At 72.6% G+C, this 25,117-nt stretch carries 20 protein-coding genes; 3 read left to right on the forward strand and 17 right to left on the reverse strand.

Annotation, left to right across the window (positions count from 1 at the left end; translation table 11 throughout):
* Nucleotides 1-39: 39 nt before the first annotated feature.
* The 4 genes from ACETWP_RS04615 to ACETWP_RS04630 form a co-directional block, all read right to left on the reverse strand.
* On the reverse strand, nucleotides 40-405 hold the full coding sequence (locus ACETWP_RS04615) for a hypothetical protein (RefSeq protein WP_373971041.1): 366 nt from the start codon (nucleotides 403-405) through the stop codon (nucleotides 40-42).
* A 118-nt stretch (nucleotides 406-523) separates the two neighbouring features.
* Nucleotides 524-1,762: an aminoglycoside phosphotransferase family protein gene (locus ACETWP_RS04620; RefSeq protein ID WP_373971042.1), complete on the reverse strand. Its 1,239-nt coding sequence runs from the start codon at nucleotides 1,760-1,762 to the stop codon at nucleotides 524-526.
* A gap of 8 nt (nucleotides 1,763-1,770) precedes the next feature.
* Nucleotides 1,771-2,640: a hypothetical protein gene (locus ACETWP_RS04625; RefSeq protein WP_373971043.1), complete on the reverse strand. Its 870-nt coding sequence runs from the start codon at nucleotides 2,638-2,640 to the stop codon at nucleotides 1,771-1,773.
* Between the two features lie 87 nt (nucleotides 2,641-2,727).
* Nucleotides 2,728-3,345 carry a GNAT family N-acetyltransferase gene (locus tag ACETWP_RS04630; RefSeq protein WP_373971044.1) on the reverse strand — a complete coding sequence of 206 codons (618 nt, stop codon included), beginning with the start codon at nucleotides 3,343-3,345 and terminating at the stop codon, nucleotides 2,728-2,730.
* A gap of 58 nt (nucleotides 3,346-3,403) precedes the next feature.
* On the opposite strand from ACETWP_RS04630, the gene ACETWP_RS04635 reads away from it, so the two are divergent.
* From ACETWP_RS04635 to cpaB, 3 genes are all read left to right on the forward strand, one after another.
* A complete protein-coding gene (locus ACETWP_RS04635) occupies nucleotides 3,404-4,015 on the forward strand; it encodes a 5-formyltetrahydrofolate cyclo-ligase (RefSeq protein ID WP_373971045.1) in 612 nt (203 codons plus the stop codon).
* A gap of 95 nt (nucleotides 4,016-4,110) precedes the next feature.
* Nucleotides 4,111-4,458 carry an FmdB family zinc ribbon protein gene (locus ACETWP_RS04640; protein ID WP_373971046.1) on the forward strand — a complete coding sequence of 116 codons (348 nt, stop codon included), beginning with the start codon at nucleotides 4,111-4,113 and terminating at the stop codon, nucleotides 4,456-4,458.
* A 104-nt stretch (nucleotides 4,459-4,562) separates the two neighbouring features.
* The gene (gene cpaB, locus ACETWP_RS04645) at nucleotides 4,563-5,291 is read left to right on the forward strand and encodes a Flp pilus assembly protein CpaB (RefSeq protein ID WP_373971047.1); all 729 of its coding nucleotides are present in this window, start codon (nucleotides 4,563-4,565) and stop codon (nucleotides 5,289-5,291) included.
* 56 nt (nucleotides 5,292-5,347) lie between these two features.
* Here cpaB and ACETWP_RS04650 read toward each other — a convergent pair whose 3' ends face one another.
* The 13 genes from ACETWP_RS04650 to groES form a co-directional block, all read right to left on the reverse strand.
* A complete protein-coding gene (locus tag ACETWP_RS04650) occupies nucleotides 5,348-9,214 on the reverse strand; it encodes a DNA helicase (RefSeq protein ID WP_373971048.1) in 3,867 nt (1,288 codons plus the stop codon).
* Between the two features lie 260 nt (nucleotides 9,215-9,474).
* On the reverse strand, nucleotides 9,475-11,064 hold the full coding sequence (guaA, locus tag ACETWP_RS04655; protein ID WP_373971049.1) for a glutamine-hydrolyzing GMP synthase: 1,590 nt from the start codon (nucleotides 11,062-11,064) through the stop codon (nucleotides 9,475-9,477).
* Nucleotides 11,065-11,189: 125 nt separating this feature from the next.
* Nucleotides 11,190-11,660: a DUF3817 domain-containing protein gene (locus ACETWP_RS04660; RefSeq protein ID WP_373971050.1), complete on the reverse strand. Its 471-nt coding sequence runs from the start codon at nucleotides 11,658-11,660 to the stop codon at nucleotides 11,190-11,192.
* Nucleotides 11,657-12,568, reverse strand: coding sequence for an SURF1 family protein (locus ACETWP_RS04665; RefSeq protein WP_373971051.1), 912 nt, complete (start codon nucleotides 12,566-12,568; stop codon nucleotides 11,657-11,659). The genes ACETWP_RS04660 and ACETWP_RS04665 overlap by 4 nt, the downstream gene beginning before the upstream one ends.
* A gap of 106 nt (nucleotides 12,569-12,674) precedes the next feature.
* Nucleotides 12,675-13,163: a PTS sugar transporter subunit IIA gene (locus tag ACETWP_RS04670; protein ID WP_373971052.1), complete on the reverse strand. Its 489-nt coding sequence runs from the start codon at nucleotides 13,161-13,163 to the stop codon at nucleotides 12,675-12,677.
* Nucleotides 13,144-14,922 (reverse strand): glycerol-3-phosphate dehydrogenase/oxidase, encoded by a 1,779-nt coding sequence (locus ACETWP_RS04675; protein WP_373971053.1) that lies wholly within the window; start codon nucleotides 14,920-14,922, stop codon nucleotides 13,144-13,146. The genes ACETWP_RS04670 and ACETWP_RS04675 overlap by 20 nt, the downstream gene beginning before the upstream one ends.
* A gap of 4 nt (nucleotides 14,923-14,926) precedes the next feature.
* Entirely contained in the window at nucleotides 14,927-16,078 is a 1,152-nt protein-coding gene (locus ACETWP_RS04680; protein WP_373971054.1) for a GuaB3 family IMP dehydrogenase-related protein, read from the reverse strand.
* Between the two features lie 72 nt (nucleotides 16,079-16,150).
* On the reverse strand, nucleotides 16,151-17,425 hold the full coding sequence (locus ACETWP_RS04685; protein ID WP_373971055.1) for a BtrH N-terminal domain-containing protein: 1,275 nt from the start codon (nucleotides 17,423-17,425) through the stop codon (nucleotides 16,151-16,153).
* Between the two features lie 26 nt (nucleotides 17,426-17,451).
* Entirely contained in the window at nucleotides 17,452-18,957 is a 1,506-nt protein-coding gene (guaB, locus tag ACETWP_RS04690) for an IMP dehydrogenase (RefSeq protein ID WP_373971056.1), read from the reverse strand.
* Nucleotides 18,958-19,089: 132 nt separating this feature from the next.
* Entirely contained in the window at nucleotides 19,090-21,237 is a 2,148-nt protein-coding gene (locus tag ACETWP_RS04695) for an acyltransferase family protein (protein ID WP_373971057.1), read from the reverse strand.
* Nucleotides 21,238-21,466: 229 nt separating this feature from the next.
* Nucleotides 21,467-22,726: a hypothetical protein gene (locus ACETWP_RS04700; protein WP_373971058.1), complete on the reverse strand. Its 1,260-nt coding sequence runs from the start codon at nucleotides 22,724-22,726 to the stop codon at nucleotides 21,467-21,469.
* Between the two features lie 330 nt (nucleotides 22,727-23,056).
* The gene (gene groL / locus ACETWP_RS04705; RefSeq protein ID WP_373971059.1) at nucleotides 23,057-24,667 is read right to left on the reverse strand and encodes a chaperonin GroEL; all 1,611 of its coding nucleotides are present in this window, start codon (nucleotides 24,665-24,667) and stop codon (nucleotides 23,057-23,059) included.
* 62 nt (nucleotides 24,668-24,729) lie between these two features.
* Complete coding sequence (gene groES, locus ACETWP_RS04710) at nucleotides 24,730-25,026, reverse strand: co-chaperone GroES (RefSeq protein WP_373971060.1); 297 nt, start codon at nucleotides 25,024-25,026, stop codon at nucleotides 24,730-24,732.
* Nucleotides 25,027-25,117 lie beyond the last annotated feature (91 nt).

Below are 25,117 nucleotides of genomic sequence, written 5' to 3' on the forward strand. Positions count from 1 at the left end.
GCCGGGCGCTACCCCGCCCTACGCCTCTCGTCCCGGAGACTAGTCGGCGGATGGGGCGCTGGGCGCGCTGCTCGGGGACGCCGGACTCGTGGGCGACGCCGCCGACACCGGGCTCGCGGCCGACGCGGAAGACGCCGCCGACACCGGGCTCGCGGCCGAGGCCGCCGAGGCGCCGCGCTGCGTGAAGTCCTCGGTCCTGACGATAGACGGTCCTACACCCGGGCCGCGGTCCGGCGCCGTCGTGGTGGCGGGAGCTCCGTCCACACCCGGCTGCGTGGCGGGCACCGACGTCGTGGTGGCGGCGTCGTCGCTCGGCGCGGGCGGCGTGTCCGCAACGGCCACGCCGGCGCCGATCGCCACCACTCCCAGGGTGCCGGTCACGGTCCAGAATGCGCGGTTCTTCATGGTGTTCTCCTTCTCCAGTGCCCCGCCGGTGGGGGCCATCCGTTCGCTTCCCCTCCAGTGTGGGGTCCGCGGATGAGAGCGGAAGGAGACGGGGATGAGAAGGCTCTCATCCGCGTGGTCAGCCGGCGCGCTCGGCCAGCGCCTCCGCCGCGGCCAGCCGGCCCTCGGCGTCGCGCCCCCACGACGTGGAGCCGGGTGTGCGCGCCCCGGCGACGAGCGACACCGCGACGCCGGCGGCCCGCGCCCACAGCGCGCGGGGATCGCAGATTTCCTCGAAGGCGCTCCCGAAGTGGTCGAGGGCCTCCGGGATCCGACGGTAGCGGCGGTCGACGGCGGGCAGCACGGCAAGGTGTCCCAGGAAGCAGCCGAGGTCGTCCACGCGGTGCCCGGGACCCACGGCGTCGACGTCCAACAGCCCGGAGACGTCCTGTCCCAGCATCAGCAGGTTCGCCTCGTAGAAGTCGCCGTGGGTCGGCACCACGGGTCCCCGGTCCGATGACTCCACCGCGGACCAGATCCGCCCCCGGAGCGCGCGGATCCGGTCCGCGTGCAGCGGCACCGCGATGGCGGCCGCCGAGGCGTACCGGTCGATCCGGTCCGTCCACGCGGGCCGGCGCGGCAACGACAGGGCCTTCGCCGGGATCCGCTCCAGCAGGTCGACGAGGGAGGCGGGGTCCACCCCGACGGCGCCGTCCCGCAGCACCAGGCGGGACAGCGGCAGTCCCGGCACCTCGGCCAGGGCGACGATGTCCTCCACCGGATCTCCGAGCGGAGTCGGCACGGGCAGGCCCGCCGCCGAGAGCATGCGGTGCCGCTCGTGCAGGTCCGCGGCGAGTCCGGCGCGCATGACCTTCAGGTAGATCCGCCGCTTCGCCACGACGGGCGCGGGAGTCGCGAACTCCGCGCGGATCACGGCGCGCCGGAGCGGGCGGTAGGTGATGGTCTCCAGACCGGTGAGCCGGTCGGCGTCGCCCCACTGGCGCTGGACCCGGTCGGCCATGGTCGCCAGGCGCAGTCCGGGTAGCCGGGGATCCTGCGGGTGGCGCCAGACGCTGACGGTGAGCGCCCCGGCGTCGGGCTCGGCGAGTTCCTGGTCGGCGGGGATCTCGATCCGGACGACGCCCTCGGTCTCCGGCAACGTCTCCGTGGTGAGCCCGATGAAGCCGCCGCCGGCGATCGCCGGGAGCCGGTAGAGCGCGCTGACGCCCGCACCGGGCCGGTGCTGCAGCTGGACCTGGCGGAGGTCCTCGGAGTTGCCGCCGAGGTCGTGACCCGTGGCCGCGCCCACCAGTTCCGCGGCCTGCGCCACCAGGGTCTCCAGTTGGAGGTCTTCGGGCCAACGCGACCGCTGGGACACCGGCGGAGTCAGGCGCGTCGGCGCTGCAGGACGGCGTCGAGGTCGATCCGGCCCTCGTGCTCCTGGCCCTGCGCGGGTGCTTCGGCCGTGGCCGCACCCAAAATGGCGTTCAGGGGAAGAGCGGCCATGCCCGTGTCCGTGGCTGCCGGGGCGTTCTGGATACGGGTGTCCTGCAGGATGCTCGTCACGGTGTGGGGACGTTTGGGCTCCTCGGCCGGGAACGGTGCGGGGGCGGAACGCTCCGCCTTCGCGGCGTCGACATACAGGGGGCGGGGAACGTCAACGGGCTCCCACGTCGGGACCTCGACCGGGCGGGGCACGGCGTCGGCGGCCGCGCGGCGTGCCTCCGCCCGCGCTTCCTGCGCCGTGAGCGCCGCGGACGGATCCACGGCCGTCGCGGTCTGGGCATCGAAGAGCTCGCTGGCCCTGCGCGGCTGCGCGGAGGCGGGCGGTCCGCTCATCGCCTCGGCGAACGCGGCCTCCATGCGCGCCAGCGAGCGGCGTCGGCGTTCACGCACGGCGAGGCTCCGCAGGCCGATGAAGCTGGCGGCGAGCGCGGCCAGGGCGAAGCCCGGGACGGAGCCGGCAACGACGCCGAAGGGCGCCAGCACTCCGCCGACGACGACGGTCACGGCGGCCAGGGCCCCCACCGCGGCGATGGCGAGACGGCCGTAGCGCAGGCGCAGGCGCGCGGTTCGCCCGGCGGCTGCCGGGGGTGCTGCAGTGGCCATCGTGTTCCTCCGTGGGCGGGCGCTGATCGTGGACCGTGGGCGGTGGGTGGCGTCGCGCCCCCAGCGCAACAGTCCGGGAATGACGAAGGCGATCATGACGCAGACCATGGCCACGAGGACCACGGAACTCTCGACATGGACGTCCACACACCAGACGCTACTGGCAGGCGGGGCAACACCCCCGCATTCTCCGCGGTGTGTCCGTTGATCTGCGGCGTTTCGCGGTCCCGGCCGTCATAGCGACCCGCGCCACCGTGCCATGAGGCCCTCCGGGACCTCCTCGGCCGTCAACGCGAAGGTGCGGTGGTCCGCCCAGCGGCCGTCGATGTGGAGGTAGGCGCGGCGCAGTCCCTCGTCCCGGAAGCCGAGCTTCTCCACCACGCGCAGGCTGGCCGCGTTCTCCGGCCGGATGTTGATCTCCATGCGGTGCAGGCCCAGCGCGCCGAAGCAGTGGTCGGTAGCCAGCGCGACGGCGGTGGGGGCCAGGCCCCGGCCGGCCTGTTCGCGGTCCACCCAATACCCCAGGGAGGCCGTCAGGGCCGAGCCCCAGAGGATCCCGGAAACCGTCAGCTGGCCCGCCATCACGGGCCGCGCCGCCCGTGGTTCGCGGATGGCGATGACCCACGGCATCGATTGGCCGGCCCGGGCCTGCGCGTTGAGCGAGGACACCATCGAGCGGTAGCTGGGCAGCGGACCCGAAGGATCGGGCTGGGTGGCCTCCCACGCCTTCAGCCAGTCGGCGTTCCGGCGACGGAGCGCCATCCACTCCGCCTTGTCCCGCTGGCGCAACGGACGCAGCACCAGGTCACCGCTCTCCAGGGTGACCGGCCACATCCGCGCGCCGTAAGCCATGGTGAAAGCTTAGCCGGGCGCATGACGCCCGGGCCGCGCCCCCGCCTAGGATGGAACCGTGGACACGCTATCCAAGGACGAGGCCCGTGCCCGCCAGCGGGCGTTGCGGCGAGCGATGGAGCCGAGCGCACGCCAGGACCAGGTCGACGCGGCGGAACGGCACCTGCTGCCGTGGCTCGCGGACAACGCGCCGCGGCGCACCGTGGCCTCCGTGTTGTCCTTCGGCGCCGAGCCCCCGACGGGGCATCTGCTCGGCCTCCTGCACGCCACCGGATACCGCGTGCTGGTTCCGATCTGCGAGCCCGGGCGACGCCTCAGCTGGTCCGAGTGGTACCCCGGCGTGCCGACCAGCCGGTCCAGGGTGGCACCGGTCCAGGAGCCCGTCGGGGAACGGCACGGGCCCGAGCGCATGCTGGAGGTCGACGTGGTGCTGGTCCCGGCGCTGGCGGTCGACGAACGGGGCGCCCGCCTGGGCCAGGGCGGTGGCTACTACGATCGCTTCATCGCCTCGCTCGACGCGCTGGAGCGGCGGCCGGAGCTGGTGTCCCTGGTGTTCGACCACGAGGTGCTGCCCGCGGACTCCTTCGAGCACGACGCGCTGGACCGCCGGGTCGACGCCGTGGTGACGGCCGCGGGCATCCGGCGTCTCGGGGACGGCCCACCCGCGTGATGTAGAATTGGCACTCAGGGGTCGCGAGTGCCAGCACGGCTGGCCCGCACGGGCGGCGGCCCGTCCCCCGCCACGTAACTTCCGGAAGGAACGCCATGCCCACCTACGTCTATGCCTGCAAGGATTGCACGCACTCGTTCGAGATCGTCCAGTCGTTCACGGACGACTCGCTGACCTCCTGCCCGGAGTGCGCCGGAAGACTGCGCAAGAAGTTCAACAGCGTGGGCGTGGTCTTCAAGGGCTCCGGCTTCTACCGCACCGATTCGCGCGGCGGCGGATCGGCGGCCGCCGCGGCCGCCCCGTCGGGCTCCGCATCGACGTCGGGCTCCGAGTCGGCCTCCCCCGCAAGCGCCGGCGCCTCCGCCGGCGGCGCCCCGCAGGGCGCGGCGTCCCCGGCGGCGCAGAAGTCCCCGGCGCCGGCGACCTCCGGAGCCGGCTCCTAGGGACCTTCCCTCCACAGGCGGCGCTTTCGCCGCCACGGAACGGGGCCGTCCACAATCCACGGGTTGCGGGCGGCTTCGCCGTCTCCCTCTGGCTCACTGGTGCCATGGGGATACGCAACGGTCGGTCTGGGCGGGACGGCCCGGGACGCGTCGATGCCCGCGGCGCCGCGGGCTACCGGGAGACGCGGCACCGCAGGTCCTGGCGCGAACTGCAGGCACGGTACCGCAGGCCGCTGGCCGCGTGCTTCGCGGCGCTCTCGGTGGCCGCGGGGCTGGCAGTGGTCGCCCCGGACCACGTCCCGACGCGCCCCGTGGTGGTCGCCGCCCGCGACCTGCCCGCGGGGTCCGTGCTCGACGCCGGATCGCTCGCCGTCCGGGAGCTGGCCACGGCGGCGATTCCGCCCGACGTCCACGCGCGCGCCGACGACGTTGCCGGGTCCCAGCTCGCCGTGCCGCTGGCGGCGGGATCGCCCGTGCCTTCCGCGTCGCTCGTCGGGCCCGGGCTGCTGACCGGGACCGCTCCGGGAACGGTGGCGGTGCCGCTGCATCCGAGCGACCCGGAAACCGTCGGGCTGCTCTCCCCCGGCCAACTCGTCGACGTCGTGCTCAGCGAGGGCAACGGATTCGAGCGGCCTGTCGCCTCGTCGGTCCTGGCCCGGGCGGTGCCGGTCCTCTGGGTGCCCGCGGGCGCCGACGCGACGGCCTGGCCGTCAGCGGAACGGCCGGCCGGCATGGTCGTCGTCGCCGCCACGCGCCGTCAGGCGGCGCTGCTGGCCGGAGCCGCCAGCCGGGGACAGATCTTCCTGCTCCTGGTCGCGGACCGCGATGGCTGACCGCAATGGCTGACCGCGATGGGCGGCCGGTGCCGGGGCGTATGCTGCCGCTGCGCCTAGTCCCAGTGCGGCGGGCGCTGCTCGCGGAGCCAGGAGTCGCGGTCCTCCGCGGCGTCGCCCCAGGCGCGGGGGTCATCCTCCGCCGCCGTGGTCGGGATCACGCCGTCCGCGGACGCGCCGTCCTCCGGCGCCTTCGCCGGAGCTTCCGGCTTCCTGCCGCCGGTTCCCGCCGTTCCGTTCATCGTCCGCTCCTTCGCGTCGGGTTCCGCCGGATCCGCCGGATCCAGGCCGAGGTGGCCGGCCAGTTCCGCGGCGATGGACGCCGGATCGCTGAACACGTCGATGGTCCACAGCGGGACGTAGCGCCAGCCCATGGACTCCAGCAGCTGCGGGCGGAGGCGGCTGCGCGCGCGCACCGTCATCCCGCGGTAGGCCTCCGTGCCGTCGGAGACGACGGCCAGGGGCGGCTGTCCGCTGGCGCCTGCCCCGGCGGCCTGTGCGGCCAGGTCCAGGACCCCGCGGTAGCGGGGCTCGACGACGGCCCCGCGCTCCACGAGCCGGTCCATCAGGTCCGCGACGAGCGGGTCGGCAAGCGGCCCGCCCTCGTCGTCGACACCGGACTCCCCCGCCAGGACGCGGCCGACGAGTTCGATGAACTGCTTCGCCCCGCCGGTGAGCCGCGTCTCGTCCAGGTCTTCCGGACGCACGGCGGTCACCAGGTGCAGCAGGTCCCGCGACCGGGTCACACCGGTGACGAACAGCTCGTCGCCGCGCTCCCCGGACAGGGCGCCGAAGTCGTGCACGGCCTTGCCGTGCGGGGTGCGGCCGTAGCCGAGCGAGAAGATCACGGCGTCGCGGACCAGGCCGTGCGCCCGGTCGACCGAGGACACCTGGAACTTCTCGTCGGTGCGCTTGAAGAACTCGGCCGCCCACGGGTAGTTCGGCAGCTGCAGCGCGATCGCCTCGGCGACGCGGGCGGCGTGCCGCTGGTTGGCCGTGATCACGGCCAGGGAGCGGTGGGGCCGGCGCCGGACGTGGCCGAAGACCAGATCCACGACGCGGTGGACCTCGGCGACGGTGGTCTCGACGGCCTCGCCGCCGGGGCCCGGCATTCCCGTGCCGTCGCTGACGTAGTCCACGGACAGGGACGGGATGCCCCCGGACATGGCCCGGGCGGCCGGCAGGCGGTGGAGCTGGCCGCCGTAGTAGGCGCGACCCAGCGACTCGGTCAGTCCCTCGTCGACGCCGCGGTAGACGGTGTCGAGCCGGCGGAGCGGCAGCACGGTCGACAGCGCCGCGAAGGTGCTCACCGGCTGGGCGGGCTCGCGCGTGGACGCGGTCGGATCCACGGACACGTCGAAGCTGCGGGGCGTGCCGAGCATCGCGTCGCCGAAGGCGACCACCTGCCGCGACCTGCTGATCGACCCGATGGCCCCGCGGAGGGAGAGCGAGTCGGCGTCGAGGAGGATCACGGCGTCGAACTCCATGTCCGCGGGCACGGCCGCAGGGATCAGCAGCGGCGAGCCGATCCACAGCGGCACCAGGGAGTTGACCAGCGGGGTCCCCAGGCTGGCCAGCATCTCCAGCGTCGGCTCGCCGTCCTTGAGCATGCCGCGCAGTTCGCGGGACGCCGCGCGGTGGTCCGCGAGCGCGGCCTTCCAACGCTGGGCCAGGAGCCAGCGCAGCCGCGAGGAGCCCGAGGCGATGTGGGTGTTGTCCGCGAGGCGGTACTCCGCCTCCAGGCGGCGCAGCTTGGCGCCGTCTGCCATCGCGAGGTAGTCGTCTCCGCTGATCATCGCCTCGAGGACCGACTGCCACCAGGCCAGATCCAGCTCGGACGCGACCTCGTCCGGTCCGACCTCGCGCTCGGCGAGGTCCCGCAGCAGGTCGGCCAGTCCCTGCTCGCGCAGCTGCTCCTGGAGCAGGGTGCGTTCCGGCAGCACCTCCAGCGAGGCGCGGTCCTCGACCAGGGCGTCGAGCCGGGCGATGAGATCGTCGACCGGAAGCCGCTGCAGCGAGTCGTCCGCGTCAGTGCTCGCGAGCGCATCGGCCAGCTTGGCCAGGCGCACGTCGGCGTCGCGGTAGGCGCTGTTGAGCTCGAGCAGGCCGGTCGGCACCAGGGGGTGCCGCTGGCTGGTCGCGTAGCGGGTCCACATGCTGCGCTGCCGCTGGACGTCCTTCAGGGACTCGTGCAGGTCGGCGATGTGGACGCCGGGCCGCACGTACTCCTTGGCGACGCGGCGCAGCCGCGAGCGGGTGATGGAGCTCATTTCGATCCCGCGCTCGCGCCGCCACCCGGAGGGCGCGGTCGCGCCGATGAGGTCGTCGACCGCCCGGTCGAAGATATCGGGCTCGAACTTGTCCAGGCTGCCGCGCACGTCGACGAGCAGCTCGAGCTGCTCGCCCCACTCCACGAACGTCGAGCCCAGCTTGATCTCGGAATGCTCCGCGACCCTGAGCATGCCCTCGCGGAGCGTCGGGAGATCCTCGGCGAGGCCGGTGACGAGCTCCAGCGCGTTCTCGGTTTCCTTGCGGTTGCGCAGGCGCGCCCCGTACCAGGGGCTGCGCGTGATCGCGGAGCTGAAGCTGCCGACCTCGGCCGCGCGGCGCAGCTTCGCGGCCGTCTCCCGCCGGCTCGTGATGTTGTCCAGCACGCTGCGCTTCAGACGCACCGTGGTCGCCGGGGCCGGATCCAGCGCGGTGAGCCGCGCGAGTTCCTGCATGGCCTCGTACGGCGAGCAGCCCCAGCGGCTGCGCACGTTGTGCAGGGACCGGACGTGGTCCAGCAGCGCGTGGCGGCGATCGGTCAGCGTCTGGTGGAGCTTCTCCAGCTGCGGCTCGGTGGCCCGTTCGTTGCGCAGGATGGCGCGCGTGAGCTGGTCGCGCAGCTCCTCGGCGCCGGTCTCCGGCGACATGCGCAGAGCCAGGCTGCCCAGGTCGAGCTCGTCGAGGCGCTCGACGAGGCCCCGCGCCGTCGCGCTGCGCTCGGCCACCACGAGGACGCGCTTGCCCTGCCCGGCGAGGACCGCCGCCGCGTTGATGGCCGTCTGCGTCTGCCCCGTGCCCGGCGGGCTGGAGACCACCACGGACTCCCCCGCCTCGACCAGGTCGAGGACCTCCTGCTGGCTGGCGTCGGCGTCGAGCACCAGGATCTCGTCCGCCGGGTCGCGCTCGTCGCTGCTGAGGACCGTGATCTCCGGGTCCTCGGCGCTGACGGTCTCTCCGGCGTCCACGGCCAACAGGCGGGCGATGACCGGGTGCCGGGGGTCCAGGCGCGCCGGGTCGGCGGGGTCGGCGAGGTCGGCGAACGTCGAGACCAGCAGCCGGTGTTCGATCACGGTGCCCGGGATCTCCGCGACCTGCTCGCGCAGGGTGTCCATGGCCTGGCGCGGGTCGAAGCGGGCGGTCATGTAGGCCGCGCCGCCGAGCGCCTCCTCGTCGATGTCGAGGCCGTGCGTCTCCGCGAAGTAGCGCACCAGTGCGGGATTGACCTGGGCGCGCCCGGTGAGCTGGACCTCGTGGTCGTCTTGGCCCTCGCGCAGGGTCAGGGAGACGCGGCCCAGCATGATGGGGGCGCTGAACTGCTCGCTGCGCCCGTCCTGGGTGGCGCGCCACGTCGCGATCCCGGAGGCCAGGTACCCGACGTCGATGCCGCGGTCCTCGGAGAGCTCCTGTATCTTGGCGCGCAGCCCGCGCGCGGTCCGGCGTCCGGCGTTGTACGTCTCGGTGTCGCGCAGCAGCATCGAGAGCCGCGTGCGCCGGCCGGCGAGGAACTGGGCCAGGCCGGAGGGGTGGGCGTGCGTGAGGTCGATGCTGTTGGTCGCCGATCCGGCGAAGCGCAACAGCGTGTCGGTCCCTGCGCCGGGGCCCAGCTTCTCCAGCCAGGCGGCCAGCGCCGCCTCGCTCTCCTGAGTCCCTACCACCGGAACACCCGCCTTCCTTGCTGTTGCGCCGCCCGTGCGCCGGCTTCCATGCGCCCGTGCCTCGACTGCGCGCACGAAACGTGAATCCCCGCGCACGGTCCGGCGCGCAGGGCACCATCTAAGGTACTGGACGGAGGGGACCGGTGAGCTGACCGAAACACGTCCGGACCCATCCCGTCCGCGGTGACGCGATGCGGGCAGGGAGGGGCCGCGGCCCCTCCCTTTCCGCTACCGGTGGGACGGCGCCCCGCACGCGCGCGCTATTCCCATTCGATGGTTCCCGGCGGCTTGCTGGTCACGTCCAGAACCACGCGGTTGACGCCATCGACCTCGTTGGTGATGCGGTTGGAGATGCGGGCCAACAGTTCGTAGGGCAGGCGCGACCAGTCGGCGGTCATGGCGTCCTCCGAGGAGACCGGCCGCAGCACGATCGGGTGGCCGTAGGTGCGGCCGTCGCCCTGGACGCCGACGGAGCGGACGTCCGCCAGCAGCACGACCGGCATCTGCCAGACCTCGCGGTCCAGCCCGGCAGCGGTCAGCTCGGCACGCGCGATGGCGTCGGCCTTGCGGAGCAGCTCGAGGCGCTCCTCGGTGACCTCGCCGATGATGCGGATGCCGAGGCCGGGCCCCGGGAACGGCTGGCGCTGGACGATCTCGGCGGGCAGGCCCAGCTGGGCGCCCACGGAGCGGACCTCGTCCTTGAAGAGGGCCCGCAGCGGCTCGACGAGCTCGAACTGCAGGTCCTCGGGCAGGCCGCCCACGTTGTGGTGGCTCTTGATGTTCGCCGCGCCCTCCCCGCCGCCGGACTCGACGACGTCCGGGTAGAGCGTCCCCTGGACGAGGAACTTCACCTTGTCGCCCTCGGCCGCCGCGTCCGCCATGATCGCGGCTTCGGAGGCCTCGAAGGCGCGGATGAACTCGCGGCCGATGATCTTGCGCTTCGTCTCCGGATCCGTGACGCCCGCCAGGGCGTTCATGAAGCGCTCGCGCTCGTCGGCGATGTGGAGCTTCGCGCCGGTCGCCGCGACGAAATCGCGTTCGACCTGCTCGGCCTCCCCCTCGCGCAGGAGCCCGTGGTTCACGAACACGCAGGTCAGCTGGTCCCCGATGGCCCGTTGCACCAGGGCCGCGGCGACCGCGGAGTCGACGCCGCCGGAGAGCCCGCAGATGGCCCGACCGGTGCCGACCTGCTCGCGGATCCGCTCGACCTGTTCCTCGACGATGTTGCCGGTGGTCCAGTCCGGCTCCAGCCCCGCGCCGTCGAACAGGAAGTTCTCGAGCACCCGCTGGCCGTACACCGAGTGCTTGACCTCGGGGTGCCACTGGACGCCGTAGAGGCGCTTGGCGTCGTTCGCGAACGCGGCGACGGGGGCCCCGCCGGTCGTCGCCAGGACCTCGAAGCCCTCGGGCGCCTCCTGGACGGAGTCGCCGTGGCTCATCCACACGTTCTGGACGCCCGGCAGACCCTTGAGGATGGAACCGGACTTCTCCAGCACCGCGGTGGCGTCGGTCGCGCCGTACTCGCGCAGGCCGGTCTGGGCGACCTTGCCGCCGAGGGCCTTGGCCATCGCCTGGAACCCGTAGCAGATGCCGAGGACCGGCACGCCGGCCTCGAAGAGCTCGGGCCCGACGAACGGGGCGCCCTCCGCGTAGACGCTGGCCGGCCCCCCGGAAAGGATGATGGCCGCGGGGTCCTTGGCCAGGATCTGCTCGGTGGTGAGGGTGTGCGGGACGATCTCCGAATACACGTTGGCCTCGCGGACGCGGCGTGCGATGAGCTGCGCGTACTGGGCTCCGTAGTCGACGACCAGAACCGGCTTGTGCTCTGGGGTGGGGACAGGATTGGTCACGGGTTCCAGCTTAGCCGCCGCGCGCCGGGGGACGCACCCCGGTGACGCGTGACCCCCGGCACGGGCGGCGCCGGGGGTGCGTGTCCGCGGATGCCGTCAGCGATGCAGGGCGACCACGGGAGCGGTCAGTAGCGCTTGGCGGCCTCGGGGTGGGTGGCCAGCTCGCGCTCGACCTCGCTGTGGACCTTGCGTTCCATGAAGAAGGACAGCAGGGGCACGACGCCGCCGAGCGCGATGGTGATGAAGCGGCTGAACGGCCACCGCATGAGCGACCACAGGCGGAAGTCCGCAATCAGGTAGGCCACGTACATCCACCCGTGCACGATGAGCACGACCGTGGAGAGGTTGATCCCGCCCTCGAACGATCCTTCGGGCAGGAAGCCGAACGTGTTGGAGCTGCCGTCGGCCAGCGTGCCCCCGACGACGATCTCCGTGCCGTAGCCGTACTTGGCGACCATCTCGACGACGACCAGCAGCAGCATGACGCCCGTGGCGTAGGCGAGCACCTTGTAGAACGCCGCGGCGCTGCGGATCTGGGCGGGCGTGCCGGCGAAGCGGCGCTTCTTCTGGCGGGCGGGCGCGGGCTGCTGGCTCACTTCGGGTCCTTGCTGTCGGTCGCGGGGCGGTGGCGGGCGGGGTCTGTCGGGGCCGGGTCCTGCTGCGCGGGGCCCGTGGGGGTCGGGTCCTGCTGCGCAGGGCCCGTGGGGGCCGGATCCTGCTGTCCGGGATCCAGTTGCGCGGCGTGGGCGGCCTCGTCCTCGAGGTCCTCCTGCTGGCGGCGGTAGTCGTCGGCCACGAGCCGCCACCAGAGGAACACGGCGAAGCCCGCGAAGACCACCCACTCGATCCCGTAGAAGACGTTCAGCCAGTTGATCGGCTGCTCCTGCGGCTGGGGGCCGACGGCGACCTGCTCCAGACCGGACTCCGCGGCGCCGGCGGGGGCGCCGTCATCGTCCTGGACGTCGAAGGCGACGACGAAGCCGCTGTACGCGTCCACGTCCCAGAGGTTGATGAGCTGGGCCACGGAGAGCGACGCCAATGCGGCGTCGGGCTGCCGGCCGTCGATGGGCGACTCCGTCGGCAGGAGCCGGCCGGTGACCGTCAGCCCACCGGTGGGCGCCGGGGCCGGCACGGCGTCGTCGGGCTGCCAGCCGCGGACCACGGGGATGGCGGCGTCGTTCTCCGCGCCGTCGACCTGGAAGGCCGCCACGACCCAGTAGCCGGTCTGCCCCTCGTGCACGCGGTTGCGGACCAGCACCTGCCGGTCCGGCAGGAAGGCGCCCTCGGCGGAGACGACCTGGTCGGCATCGGTGGCCATCATCGGCTCGCCGGGGCGGAAGTGCTCGGTGAGCGGCACGGGGCGCTCGGTGGTGCTGGGCGGCGGCGGGGCGGCGTCCTTCGAGCGGTCGAACTGCCATTGGCTCAGGAGCACGAAGCCCGACGCGACCAGCAGGGCCCCGAGGAGCGCGAGGATCCACTGGGGCTTCAGGGCGGTTTTAAGCACGGCTTAACCCTACTTCGATTGGCTGTAGAACAACGAATGGACGTCCGCCGGACGCTGGCCCCGCCGGTCCGGCCCGGGCGCCGCCGCCCCGCCCCGCGGCGGGACGTCAGACGTCCTCGAAGTCGACGGAGGAGTTGATCAGCTCGGCGATGACCTCCGGGTCGTAGGCGCGGCGGAGCGACTCGCGGAACGCCTGCTTCGACAGGCTCCGCGCCAGCGTCGCGAGGATCCCGAGGTGCAGCGAGAAGCTGTCGGCGGGCGTCGCGAGCAGCAGGACCACCGTGGCCGGCCCGTCGGCCGCCCCGAAGTCCAGGGCGTGCCCGTAGGCGGTGATGCCGACGGCGATGCTCACGCGGTCCGTGAACGCCGTGCGGGCGTGCGGCATGCCGATCCCGCCCGGCAGCCCGGTGGCGAGCTGGTGCTCCCGGGCGCGGACCTGTCCCATGAAGCCCTCGAGGTCGGTGATCCGCCCGGCGTCGAACAGGCGGCGCGCGAGCACCTCGACGGCGGCGTCGCGGTCCGGCACGGCCAGGTCGAGCTGGACGAGTTCCGGGGACGTGAGCCCGTCGAGCCCGCTAATCTCGGACCGGGACAATGTCTTCAACGTTCATGCGGGTCCTGTCGGCGGTGACGTCGTCGGGCTGTTCCTGACTGGCGCGCTCGGCCTCGACGCGGGCCAGGTAGTGGCGCACCTCCCGCTCGGCCTGCGCGTCGCTCCAGCCCAGCAGCGGCGCCATGAGGCGCGCGACCTCGGGCGCCGCGGCCACGCCGCGGTCCCAGGACTCGATGGAGATGCGCGTGCGGCGGGTCAGCACGTCGTGGATGTGGCGGGCGCCCTCGTGCGTCGTCGCGTAGACCACTTCGGCGGCCAGGTAGTCGTCGGCCCCCGGCAGCGGGCGGCCGAGGTCGGGGTCCGCGGCGATGAGCTCGAGCACGTGCCCGGTCAGCGACCCGAAGCGGTGCAGGAGGTGCTCCACCCGGGCCACGTGCACGCCCGCGGCGCGCGCCATCCGGTGTCGGCTGTTCCACGCGGCCTGGTAGCCCTCGGCCCCGAGCAGCGGGATGGTGTCGGTGCACGACGCCGGGGCGCCCTCGTCCATCGAGCGCACCGCCTCGTCGACGGCGTCGCGGGCCATCACGCGGTAGGTGGTGTACTTTCCGCCGGCGACGACCACCAGCCCGGGCACCGGGTGGGCCACGACGTGCTCGCGCGAGAGCTTGGCGGTCGAGTCGTTCTCCCCCGCCAGGAGCGGGCGCAGCCCGGCGTAGACACCCTCGACGTCCTCGCGCGTCAGCGGGCGCTTGAGCACCCGGTTGACGCGCTCGAGCACGTAGTCGATGTCCCGGCTCGACGCCGCGGGGTGCGCCTTGTCCAGCGTCCACTCGGTGTCGGTCGTGCCGATGATCCAGTGCCGGCCCCACGGGATGACGAACAGGACGGACGTCTCGGTGCGCAGGATAATCCCCACGGTGGACTGGAAGCGGTCGCGCGGAACCACCAGGTGGATGCCCTTGGACGCGCGGACCTTCAGCTGTCCGCGGTCCGTGACGAGGTCCTGCGTCTCGTCGGTCCAGACGCCGGTCGCGTTGACGACCTGCTTGGCGCGGACGTCGAAGCGCTCGCCGCTCTCCTGGTCCTGCAGGCGCGCGCCGACGACGCGCTCGCCCTCGCGCAGGAAGTCCACCACCTTCACGCGGTTGGCGGCCAGCGCACCGTACTTGGCCGCGGTGCGGACGACGTCGACCACCAGCCGGGCGTCGTCGACCTGCGCGTCGTAGTAGCGGATGGAGCCGACGAACGCGTCGTCCTTCAGGCTGGGGGCGCTGCGCAGCGTGCCGCGACGGCTGAGGTGCTTGTGGAAGGGCACGCCGCGGCTGTGCCCGGAGGCGAGGGACATGCCGTCGTACAGGGCGATGCCGGCCCCGACGTACGGCCGCTCGACGAAGCGCTTGGTCAGGGGGTACAGGAACGGGACCGGACGCACCAGGTGCGGCGCGATCCGGTCGATCAGCAACCCACGCTCCTGCAGCGCCTCGCGCACCAGGCCGAAGTCGAGCATCTCGAGGTAGCGCAGCCCGCCGTGGATGAGCTTGGACGAGCGCGAGGAGGTGCCGGACGCCCAGTCGCGCGCCTCGACGATCCCCACGCGCAGGCCGCGGGTCGCGGCGTCGAGGGCGGCGCCGGCTCCGACGATCCCGCCGCCGACGATCAGCAGGTCCAGCTCCGGGCCGCCGTCCGCGCCCGCGTGGCGCATCGCGTCCAGCGAGGCCGCGCGGAACTCCGGGCTCAGCGTTCCGGGGGCCGCGTCGGTCGCGCGTCCCCCGGCGCCCGGGGGGTCGTTGGGCGTCACCATGGCGCTAGCCCGCCTGGTAGGGGGAGATCACGACGTCGACGCGCTGGAACTCCTTGAGGTCCGAGTAGCCGGTGGTCGCCATCGAGCGGCGCAGCGCCCCGATCAGGTTCGAGGTGCCGTTCGTGTGGTGCGAGGGCCCGAAAAGCACCTGCTCCAACGGGCCGACCGTCCCCACGCGCACGCGGTCCCCGCGGGGGTCGGTGTCGTGGTGCGCCTCCATGCCCCAGTGCCAGCCCTGCCCGGGCGACTCCTCGGCCCGGGCCAGCGCGCTGCCGAGCATCACGGCGTCCGCGCCCATGGCGATGGCCTTCACGACGTCGCCACTGGTGCCCAGCCCGCCGTCGGCGATGACGTGCACGTAGCGGCCGCCGGACTCGTCGAGGTAGTCGCGGCGGGCCGCGGCCACGTCGGAGATGGCGGTGGCCAGTGGGGCGTGGATGCCCAGCGCGCGGCGGGTGGTCCCGGTCGCGCCGCCGCCGAAGCCCACGAGGACGCCCGCGGCGCCGGTGCGCATAAGGTGCAGCGCCGGGGTGTAGCCCGCGGCCCCGCCGACGATCACGGGGACGTCGAGCTCGTAGATGAACTGCTTGAGGTTCAGGGGTTCCTGCGACTTGGACACGTGCTCGGCGGAGACCGTGGTCCCGCGGATGACGAAGATGTCAACGCCGGCGGCGAGGACCGTCCGGTAGTGCTCCTGCGTGCGCTGCGGCGTCAGGGAGCCGGCGACGGTGACGCCCGCCTCGCGGATCTCGGCCAGGCGGGACGTGATGAGCTCCGGCTGGATCGGCGCGCTGTACAGCTCCTGCAGGCGGCGGGTGACGGCCGGGTTGAAGTGCTTGCCCGAGGTGGTGTCCCCCTCGAGCGCCGCGATCTCGGCCAGGACCGGCGCGGGATCCTCGTACCGGGTCCACAGGCCCTCGAGGTTCAGCACGCCGAGCCCGCCGAGCCGACCCAGCGCGATCGCGGTCTGCGGGCTCATCACGGAGTCCATCGGCGCGCCGATGATCGGCGTCGCGAACTGGTACGCGTCGATCTGCCAGGTCACCGAAACGTCCTGGGGGTCGCGGGTCCGCCGGTTGGGGGCGATGGCCACATCGTCCAGCGAATAGGCCCGTACACCGCGCTTGCCGCGCCCGATTTCAATCTCGTAAGTCACCCAGCCAGCCTATCAGCGCGGTCCCGGGGGTCCCCCACCACGACGGCGGCAGGCCGGGCCCGCGTGGCCGCCTCAGGAGGCCGTGGCCGCCTCGAGCGCCTCGCGCAGCCCGCGGGCCGCGGACTCCTCGGCGTCCGCGATCCGCTCGACCACGTCAGCCATCCGGGCGAACAGCGCCGACCGCTCCCCCGCCTCGACGTCGGGGTCCACGACCTCGGCCAGTTCCTCCCACAGCGGGGCGAGTTCCCGGTACGGCGCGGCGGCCGCGGCCAGACCCGCGAGGCCCGGCAGGGCGGCGGCCTCCTCGAGGAAATCGGCGTAGAGCCCGCGCAGCCCGCCGGCGCCGCAGAACCGGTCGGAGTCGAGGAAGCCGGCGAGCTGTCCGACGCCCCCGCGCAGGCGCTCCTCGTCGGCGAACAGCGCGGTCCAGCCGCGCCGGGTGGTCGTGTCGCGCAGGCGCTCGGCCCAGTTCCGCATCCCGGCGACGCCGAAGTTCTTCGCGAAGTGCGCGGGGATGCCCTGCAGCGGGGCGGTGCCGAGCAGCCGGCCCGTGGTCTGGTCGATCGCCTCGACGACGCCGCGGCGCAGCACCTTCACGCGCGGCGCGACGGGCTCCGGGATCCACGCCTGCCAGTGCCGGTCCTTCTTCCGCCGCGAGCGCGCCGCGGCGAGTTCGGCCGCGGCGACGACGCGCAGGGCGCCGGACCCGTCGTCGACCAGGTAGTCGCCGTCGTCCTCCCCCACGACCGCCACGTCCACCGACTCGCTCTCCTCGAGCTCGTCGGAGTCGATCCACGGCAGCGCGCCCTCGGTCACCCGCACGACGACGGCGCGGCCCTCGTCGAGCCCGTCGTCGAGGTTGGCCTGCGCCTGCTTGACGCTGCTCGTGTGCGTCTCGCGCACCGGCACGCCGAGGCGCGCCAGCAGGCTCGCCGTGTAGGGCTCGGGGTGCGAGCGGGTGACGACGGTCGCCGTCGTCACGGACTCGTACTCGAATGTGAAGACCATGAACCCGATGCCGCCGGCGATGCCGGCCAGCAGCGCCTCGCTCGGCGCGGCGCCGGTGATCGGGTTCGTCACGCCGGCCTGGGTGAGGACGCGGTGCCACAGCCCGGCGTCGTACTGCGTGACGTTGTCGGGCGCCGGGTACTCCGGCAGCTCCTGCTCCTCGGCGGCCCCGTCCCCGGGCCGGGAGTCGGGAGCGGCACCGGGGCCCCCGCCGCGCGCCGCGTTCACGGGGTTGGCCGGCTTGCCCGCGAGGATCGCCTTGCGCGCGGTGGTGTAGCTCTCGCCGGTCGCGTCCATGCGCTCCCGGGTGAGCTTCTTGAGTTGCTTGGGTTGGGACATCGTCGTCTCCTCGCCGCCGGGCCGTCCTACCGCGAGCGGTAGTTCGGAGCCTCGACGGTCATCATGATGTCGTGGGGATGGGACTCCTTCAGCCCGGCCGCGGTGATGCGGACGAACTTGCCCTTCTCCTTCAGCTCCACGATGGTGTGGCCGCCGACGTAGAACATGGTCTGGCGCAGGCCGCCGACGAGCTGGTGGGCGACCGCGGAGAGCGGGCCGCGGTACGGGACCTGCCCCTCGATGCCCTCGGGGATCAGCTTCTCGTCGGTCGGGACGTCCGCCTGGAAGTAGCGGTCCTTGGAGTAGGACGTGTTCTTGCCGCGCGTCTGCATGGCGCCGAGCGAGCCCATGCCGCGGTAGGCCTTGAACTGCTTGCCGTTCATGAACACCAGGTCGCCCGGGGACTCGGCGGTGCCGGCCAGCAGCGAGCCGAGCATCACCGAATCGGCGCCGGCGACGAGCGCCTTGCCGATGTCGCCGGAGTGCTGCAGCCCGCCGTCCGCGATCAGCGGGACGCCCGCCGGGATCGCGGCCTTGGCCGATTCGTAGATGGCGGTGACCTGCGGGACGCCGACGCCGGCGACGATGCGCGTGGTGCAGATCGAGCCCGGTCCGACGCCGACCTTGATGGCGTCGGCGCCGGCGTCGATGAGCGCCTGCGCGCCCTCGCGGGTCGCGGCCTGGCCGCCGATGACGTCCACGTGCGCGGCGGCAGGATCCTTCTTCAGGCGGGCGATCATGTCCAGCACGCCCTGGCTGTGGCCGTTGGCGGTGTCCACGACCAGCACGTCCACGCCCGCCTCCACGAGGGTCATGGCGCGGTCGTAGCCCTCGCCGAAGAAACCGACGGCCGCCCCGACCCGGAGCCGCCCCTCGTCGTCCTTGGTGGCCAGCGGGTACTGCTCGGCCTTGTCGAAGTCCTTGACGGTGATCAGGCCCTGCAGCACGCCGTCGTCGTTGACCAGCGGCAGCTTCTCGATCCGGTGCTTGCCCAGCAGCTCGATCACCTCGGCCCGGCCCACGCCGACGCGCGCGGTGACCAGGGGCATCGGGGTCATGACCTCGTACACCTTGGTGGTGAGGAACTGTTCCTGCGGGATGAAGCGGGTGTCTCGGTTGGTGATGATGCCGAGGAGCTTCTTGCCGGCGTCGACCACGGGCAGCCCCGAGACGCGGTAGTGCGCGCACAGGTCGTCCAGCTCGCGCAGGGTCGCCTCGGGGCCGACGGTGACGGGGTTCGTGATCATCCCGGATTCGCTGCGCTTGACCTGGTCCACCTGGTCCGCCTGCGTCTCGATCGAGAGGTTGCGGTGGATGATGCCGATGCCACCCTGACGGGCCAGCGCGATCGCCATCGACGCCTCGGTGACGGTGTCCATCGCCGCGGAGACCAGCGGGATGTTCAGCGAGATCCGCTTCGTGAGCCGCGTGGCGGTATCGGCCTCGGACGGGATGACGTCCGTCGGGCCGGGCAGCAGGAGGACGTCGTCGTAGGTGAGGCCTTCGAGGGCGAACGGGTTGAACTCAGTCACGGGGGGCCTTTCGCGAACCGGCAGGGGGGTTCCCACCATCCTAGATCGCCCGTCCAGCGAGCGACATTCTGCGCGTCCGATGTGCCCAAACCCACAGGCGCTGGACCGGGCGCGGGGCGCGCCGCGGGACGGTCACCAGCCCGCGGCCGCCCGGAACCGCTGCTCGAACACGGGCGCGGTGGTCTCGACGTACGTCTTGGTCAGGTGCGACTCGTCCATGTAGGCCAGCACGTTGCCGATGACGGGGCGGCAGGTCCCGTCGGGGCACAGCTGGTCCGTCATGTCGAAGAAGCCCAGGTTCCGCGGCAGCTCGCCGCGCTCGATCCGCGTCTGGAGCTCCCGGAGGGGGGAGACCGGGGCCATCACCTCGTCGACGGGCCGCGTGCACTCGGCGTCCTCCGGTCCCCGCAGGTCGACGCACTCGACGATGTTGCGGTCGAAGCGCGGGGTGTCGCGCATCCCGACGACCTGCAGCCCGGCGTCCAGGAACGGCCGGATGCCGGCGAGGTAGCCGGGCACCACGCGCTCGTGGTCCGCCGGCGCGGTGCCGTCCGGGCCGCCGTGGTGGGCCGTCAGGGAGGCGACGGTCAGCACGGCGTCCGGCTTGGCGTCCAGCACGTACCGGGTGGCCGCCTCGTTGAAGTCGTTGCATTCGGCCTCGCGCTCCGCGGATTCGGCCCCGAAGCGGCAGGCCGGCCGGTTCACCAGGACCCAGGCCCAGCCGTTGCGTTCGGCGGCCACGGCCAGCGCCGGGGTCCAGTGCTGCCCGTGGGAGTCGCCCAGCACGACGACGGTCTTCGTCGCCGTCGCGGGGTCCCCGCCCATCTGGCAGAACTCCATGCGCGGGTCCGTCAGCGCGTAGTCGCCGGTGCAGTCCCCGCCGTAGTTCGCCCACTCGTCGGAGACGCGGCTGGTCAGCGGGCGCACGACGGCGGCCGGGTCGCCGTCGAACTCGAAGCCGGGCCGCAGGGCGTGCGCCCCGGGGTTGTCGCCCGGCGCCTGCGCCTGCGCGGCCTCCTCGTAGGCGGCGACGCGTGCCTGCCAACCGGACAGCGGGGCGGCGACCAGCCCGACCATGACGGCCACCACCAGTCCGAGCCGGCGGCGGCGCTGCGCGGGCCAGTGCCACGCGTGGAACGGCGTCTCGATCGCCTTCGTGGTGGCCCAGGCCAGCGCCAGGGACAGCGCGATGACGGCGGTCCCGCCGATCAGGCCGGCCTCGGACTCCCCCTTGACCGCCAGGTAGATCACGAGGATCGGCCAGTGCCACAGGTACAGCGCGTAGGAGATGCCGCCGAGGCGGACCAGCGGCGGGGCGGCCAGCAGGCGGTCCACGCCGCGGCGGCCCCCCGTGTCGCCGGCCGCGATGATGGCGCCGGCGGCGAGGGTGGGCCACAGGGCGATGTAGCCGGGGAATTGGGCTTGCACCTGCAGCACGACGCCGCAGGCGAGCATGGCGGCGAGTCCGGTCCAGCCCAGGGCGACCCGGGCGGCCGCGGGGAGGCGCGCGGCCAAGGGCACGGCGAGGGCCAGCAAGGACCCCAGGGCGAATTCCCAGAGGCGTGCGCGGGTGTCGAAGTAGGCGAACGCCTGGTTCGTGGCGGTCGCGTGCACGGAGTAGGCCAGAGACGCGGCGAACACGGCGCCGAACGCGACGGCGAGCACCGTCCGGTAGGACAACCCCGGGCGCAGGCGGCGGAGGCCGCGCCAGGCGAAGGCGCACGCCGCGAAGACCAGCGGCCACAGGATGAAGACCTGTCCCTGGATGGACAGCGACCAGAAGTGCTGGAGTGGGCTGGCCGTGGAGTGGTCGGCCGCGTAGTAGTCCACGGACTCCGCCGCCAGCGTCCAGTTCTGCGTGTAGAACAGGCTGGACCACGTCTGGGTGAAGATGTCCGGCCAGCGCGAGCGCGGGAGCAGGGAGGCGGTCGCGGCCAGGACCGCGAGCAGCACCACCACGGCGGCGGGGAGCAGCCCCTTGAAGCGGTGCAGCCAGTACGAGCCCAGCCGCAGCGGCCCGCCCGCCTCGACCTTGCGGGTGAACGACGCGGTCAGGAGGAACGCGGAGACGAGCAGGAAGACGTCGACGCCGCCGGAGACGCGGCCGAGCCAGACGTGGTACACGACGACCATGAGGACGGCGAACGCGCGCAGACCCTGCACTTCCGGGCGGTAGGGGGCTTTCGCGGACGTGTCCCGCGGGCCGTTTCCGCCGGTTCCGGGCAGCGGCGAGGGCGCCCGGCGTCCGGGACTCCTCGTGCTGTCGAGGGCGTGGGCCATGGCGGACGTCGTCCTCTCGGCTGGCTGATCCGGTTGCCCGGTGGCGGCTCGGTCCGCCCAAGCCATCCATTCTAGCAGTCGTCGTTACCGAAAAGTGATCTTGGAGGTCCAACGTCACACCGCCGCCGGGCGGAACGCGGGACGGCGCGGGACTTCCCCTGGGGAGGTCCCGCGCCGTCCGTGCGTACGCGGCTACGGTGTCCGGGGCGCGCCCCGGGTCACCGCGCTGCTAGTGCTGCCGCTTGTGGCGCCGCGCGGCAGACGAGGCGACAAGCATCGCTCCCGCGCCGACGAGACCGAGCGCGAGCACCGTGAGCCCGGCCGAGGCCAGGCCAGTCTCGGCCAGCGCGCCCGCGGGCATCGCCCTAAACGTCGGGGGCGTGGTCGCCGGCGGAATGACGACGGCCGTGGCCGGAGCCGAGTTCGTCACCGCGACGCTGGACTCCGAGGGCTCGTGCGTCTCCGTCGGCTCCTCGGTGGGTTCGTGCGTGTACGTCGGCTCCTCGGAAGGCTCGTGCGTGTACGTCGGCTCCTCGGACGGCTCGTGCGTGTACGTCGGCTCCTCGGACGGCTCGGGTGAGTAGTCGTCGCAGTCGTCGTCCTTGTGGCCGCCCTTCCAATCATCCTTGTCGCCGCCCTTGTGGCCGTCCTTCCAGTCATCCTTGTCGCCGCCCTTGTGGCCGTCCTTCCAACCGCCCTTCTCGCCGTCCTTCTTGCCATCCCAGCCGTGGCCGTGGCCGTAGCCGTCGTCCTCGCAGCGGTCGGACTCGTCGTCGTCCTTGCCGTCGTCGTCGCAGTCGTCGCCGCCCTGGTGGCCGCCCTTCTTACCGTCGTCCTTGTGGCCGGCCCGGTCGTAGCCCTTGCCGTCGTCGTCGCAGCGATCGGACTCGTCGTCGTCCTTGCCGTCGTCGTCGCAGTCGTCGCCGCCCTGGTGGCCGCCCTTCTTACCGTCGTCCTTGTGGCCGGCCCGGTCGTAGCCCTTGCCGTCGTCGTCGCAGCGGTCGGACTTGTCGTCGTCCTTCTTGCCGCCGTCGGACTTGTCGTCGTCCTTCTTCCCGCCATCGGACTTGTCGTCGTCCTTCTTCCCGCCGTCGGACTTGTCGTCGTCCTTCTTGCCGCCGTCGGACTTGTCGTCGTCCTTCTTGCCGCCGTCGGACTTGTCGTCGTCCTTCTTCTGCTCGGAGGTCGCGCCGGCACCGGCCGGGGCTTCCTGGCTCGGCCGTTCAACGGCTTCGGGTGCGGGTGCGGCCACGATTTCGGCGGCGGGCGCCTCCGCGGCGGGCACTTCGGCGACGGCCGGTGCTTCGGCGGCAGGTTCTTCGGCCGCCGGCTGAGACCAGCTCGATGCCGACCCGGAGGATTCGGCGTCCTGGGCGGCGGCCGGACGCGCACCGCCCGACATGGACAACATCCACATCAGAAGCATCGCCAGCATCACCCCCACGGCGATGACGGCGCGGACAGAGCGTATTGCGAGTGATGACCCCATGAAAATTACTCCCCAAGTTCTGGGATGCGCAGCCCCACCGCACATCCCCGCACCGCTGGTTGCGGTGTCCCCTGCTCGGATCCTATGCCGCGAACAACCCGTCGTAAACCCTTAACCGCGGGCGGTGGAAAGACCACGCACCACGCCGACCCCTAGATCGTGGCCAGTCAACGGTCGTTTCCGGGGACGACCACCGCGACGCGACAGCCACGGCGCGGCGTCGGGCACGGCGAAGGTTCCGGACACGACGACGGCGCCGGACCCCCGTGGGGATCCGGCGCCGTCGCTGGCCGCCGGGGCGGCCGCCGGAGTCCGGCGTCGGGCTGAGGCCTAGTGGCTGTGGCCCGCGTGCTCGTCTTCCTCGTCCTGCTTCTCGGCGACCAGCGTCTCCGTGGTCAGGACCAGGGCCGCGATCGACGCCGCGTTCCGCAGCGCGGAGCGGGTGACCTTGACCGGGTCGATGATGCCTGCGGCGAGCAGGTCCTCGTAGACGCCGGTCTTGGCGTTGAAGCCGTGGTTGACCGGCGACTCGGCGACCTTGGAGGCCACCACGTAGCCGTCGTGGCCGGCGTTCTGGGCGATCCAGCGCAGCGGCTGGACCAGCGCGCGGCGGACGATGCCGACGGCCGCGGCCGCGTCGCCCTCGAGCGCCAGGACGGCCGGGTCGGTGTCCAGCACGGAGAGCGCGTCGACGAGGGCGGCGCCGCCGCCGGCGACGATGCCCTCCTCCATCGCGGCGCGCGTCGCGGAGACGGCGTCCTCGATGCGGTGCTTGCGCTCCTTGAGCTCGACCTCGGTGGCCGCGCCGACCTTGATGACGCCGATGCCGCCGGCCAGCTTGGCCAGGCGCTCCTGCAGCTTCTCGCGGTCCCAGTCGGAATCCGTGCGGCCGAGCTCTGCCTTGAGCTGCGACACGCGGTCGGAGACGTCCTCGGCCGTGCCGCCGCCGTCGACGATCGTGGTCATGTCCTTCGTGATGGTGATCCGGCGGGCCGAACCCAGGACCTCCATGCCGACCTGGTCCAGCTTCAGGCCGAGGTCGGGGGCCACGACCTGCGCGCCGGTGAGGGTCGCGATGTCCTGCATCATGGCCTTGCGGCGGTCGCCGAAGCCCGGTGCCTTGACGGCCACGACGCTCAGCGTGCCGCGCAGCTTGTTGACGACGAGCGTGGACAGCGCCTCTCCGTCCACGTCCTCGGCGATGACGAACAGCGGCTTGCCGGCCTGCAGCGCCTTCTCCAGCAGCGGCAGGAACTCGGCCACGGTGGAGATCTTGCCGGAATTGATGAGGATCAGCGCGTCCTCGAGGACGGCCTCCTGGCGCTCCGGGTCGGTGACGAAGTGCGGGGACAGGAAGCCCTTGTCGAACTGCATGCCCTCGGTGAGGACCAGCTCGGTCTGCGTCGTGTTGGATTCCTCGATGGTGATGACGCCCTCGGCGCCGACCTTGCCGAACGCCTCGGCGAGCAGGTCGCCGATCTCGTCGTTCTGCGCCGAGATGGCGGCGACGTTGGCGACGTCCTGGCCCTCGACGGGGCGGGCGATCTGGGCGAGGCGCTCGGCGACGGCCTCGACGGCCGCCTCGATGCCGCGCTTGATCTCGCCCGGGGCGGCGCCGGCGGCAACGTTGCGCAGGCCCTCCTTGACGAGGGCCTGGGCCAGCACGGTCGCGGTGGTGGTTCCGTCGCCGGCGACGTCGTTGGTCTTGGTGGCGACCTCCTTGGCCAGCTGGGCGCCGAGGTTCTCGTACGGGTCGTCCAGTTCGATCTCGCGGGCGATCGTCACGCCATCGTTGGTGATGGTGGGCGCTCCCCACTTCTTGTCGAGGACCACGTTGCGGCCGCGGGGGCCGAGGGTCACCTTGACGGTGTTGGCGAGCTTGTCGATCCCGGCCTCGAGGGCCTTGCGCGCGTCGTCGTTGAAAATGAGTTGCTTTGCCATGTTGCTACTCCTTGGTAACTGCGTGAAGCCCCGGCCAGGGGCCGGGGCTTCATGCGGGAAAACTACTTGACGACGATGGCCAGGACGTCGCGGGCCGAGAGCACCAGGTACTCCTGGCCGCCGACCTTGACCTCGGTGCCGCCGTACTTGGAGTAGAGGACGATGTCGCCCTCGGCGACGTCGACCGGCACGCGGTTGCCATTGTCATCGACGCGGCCGGGGCCGACTGCCACGACCTTGCCCTCTTGGGGCTTTTCCTTGGCGGTATCGGGGATGACCAGGCCGGAAGCCGTGGTCTGCTCTGCCTCGAGGGGCTGAACAACAATGCGATCCTCGAGAGGCTTGATGGAGACCGACATGCGGATCTCTCCTTTGCGTGAGTACCAATGGTTAAGGGGCCGTTGGGGTGTACCAGCCGTCGTCGCGGTGCCAGCTGGCAAGTACCTCAGG

Origin of the sequence: Arthrobacter halodurans (assembly GCF_041877255.1) — a bacterium.
Classification (GTDB): Bacteria; Actinomycetota; Actinomycetes; order Actinomycetales; family Micrococcaceae; genus Arthrobacter_N; species Arthrobacter_N halodurans.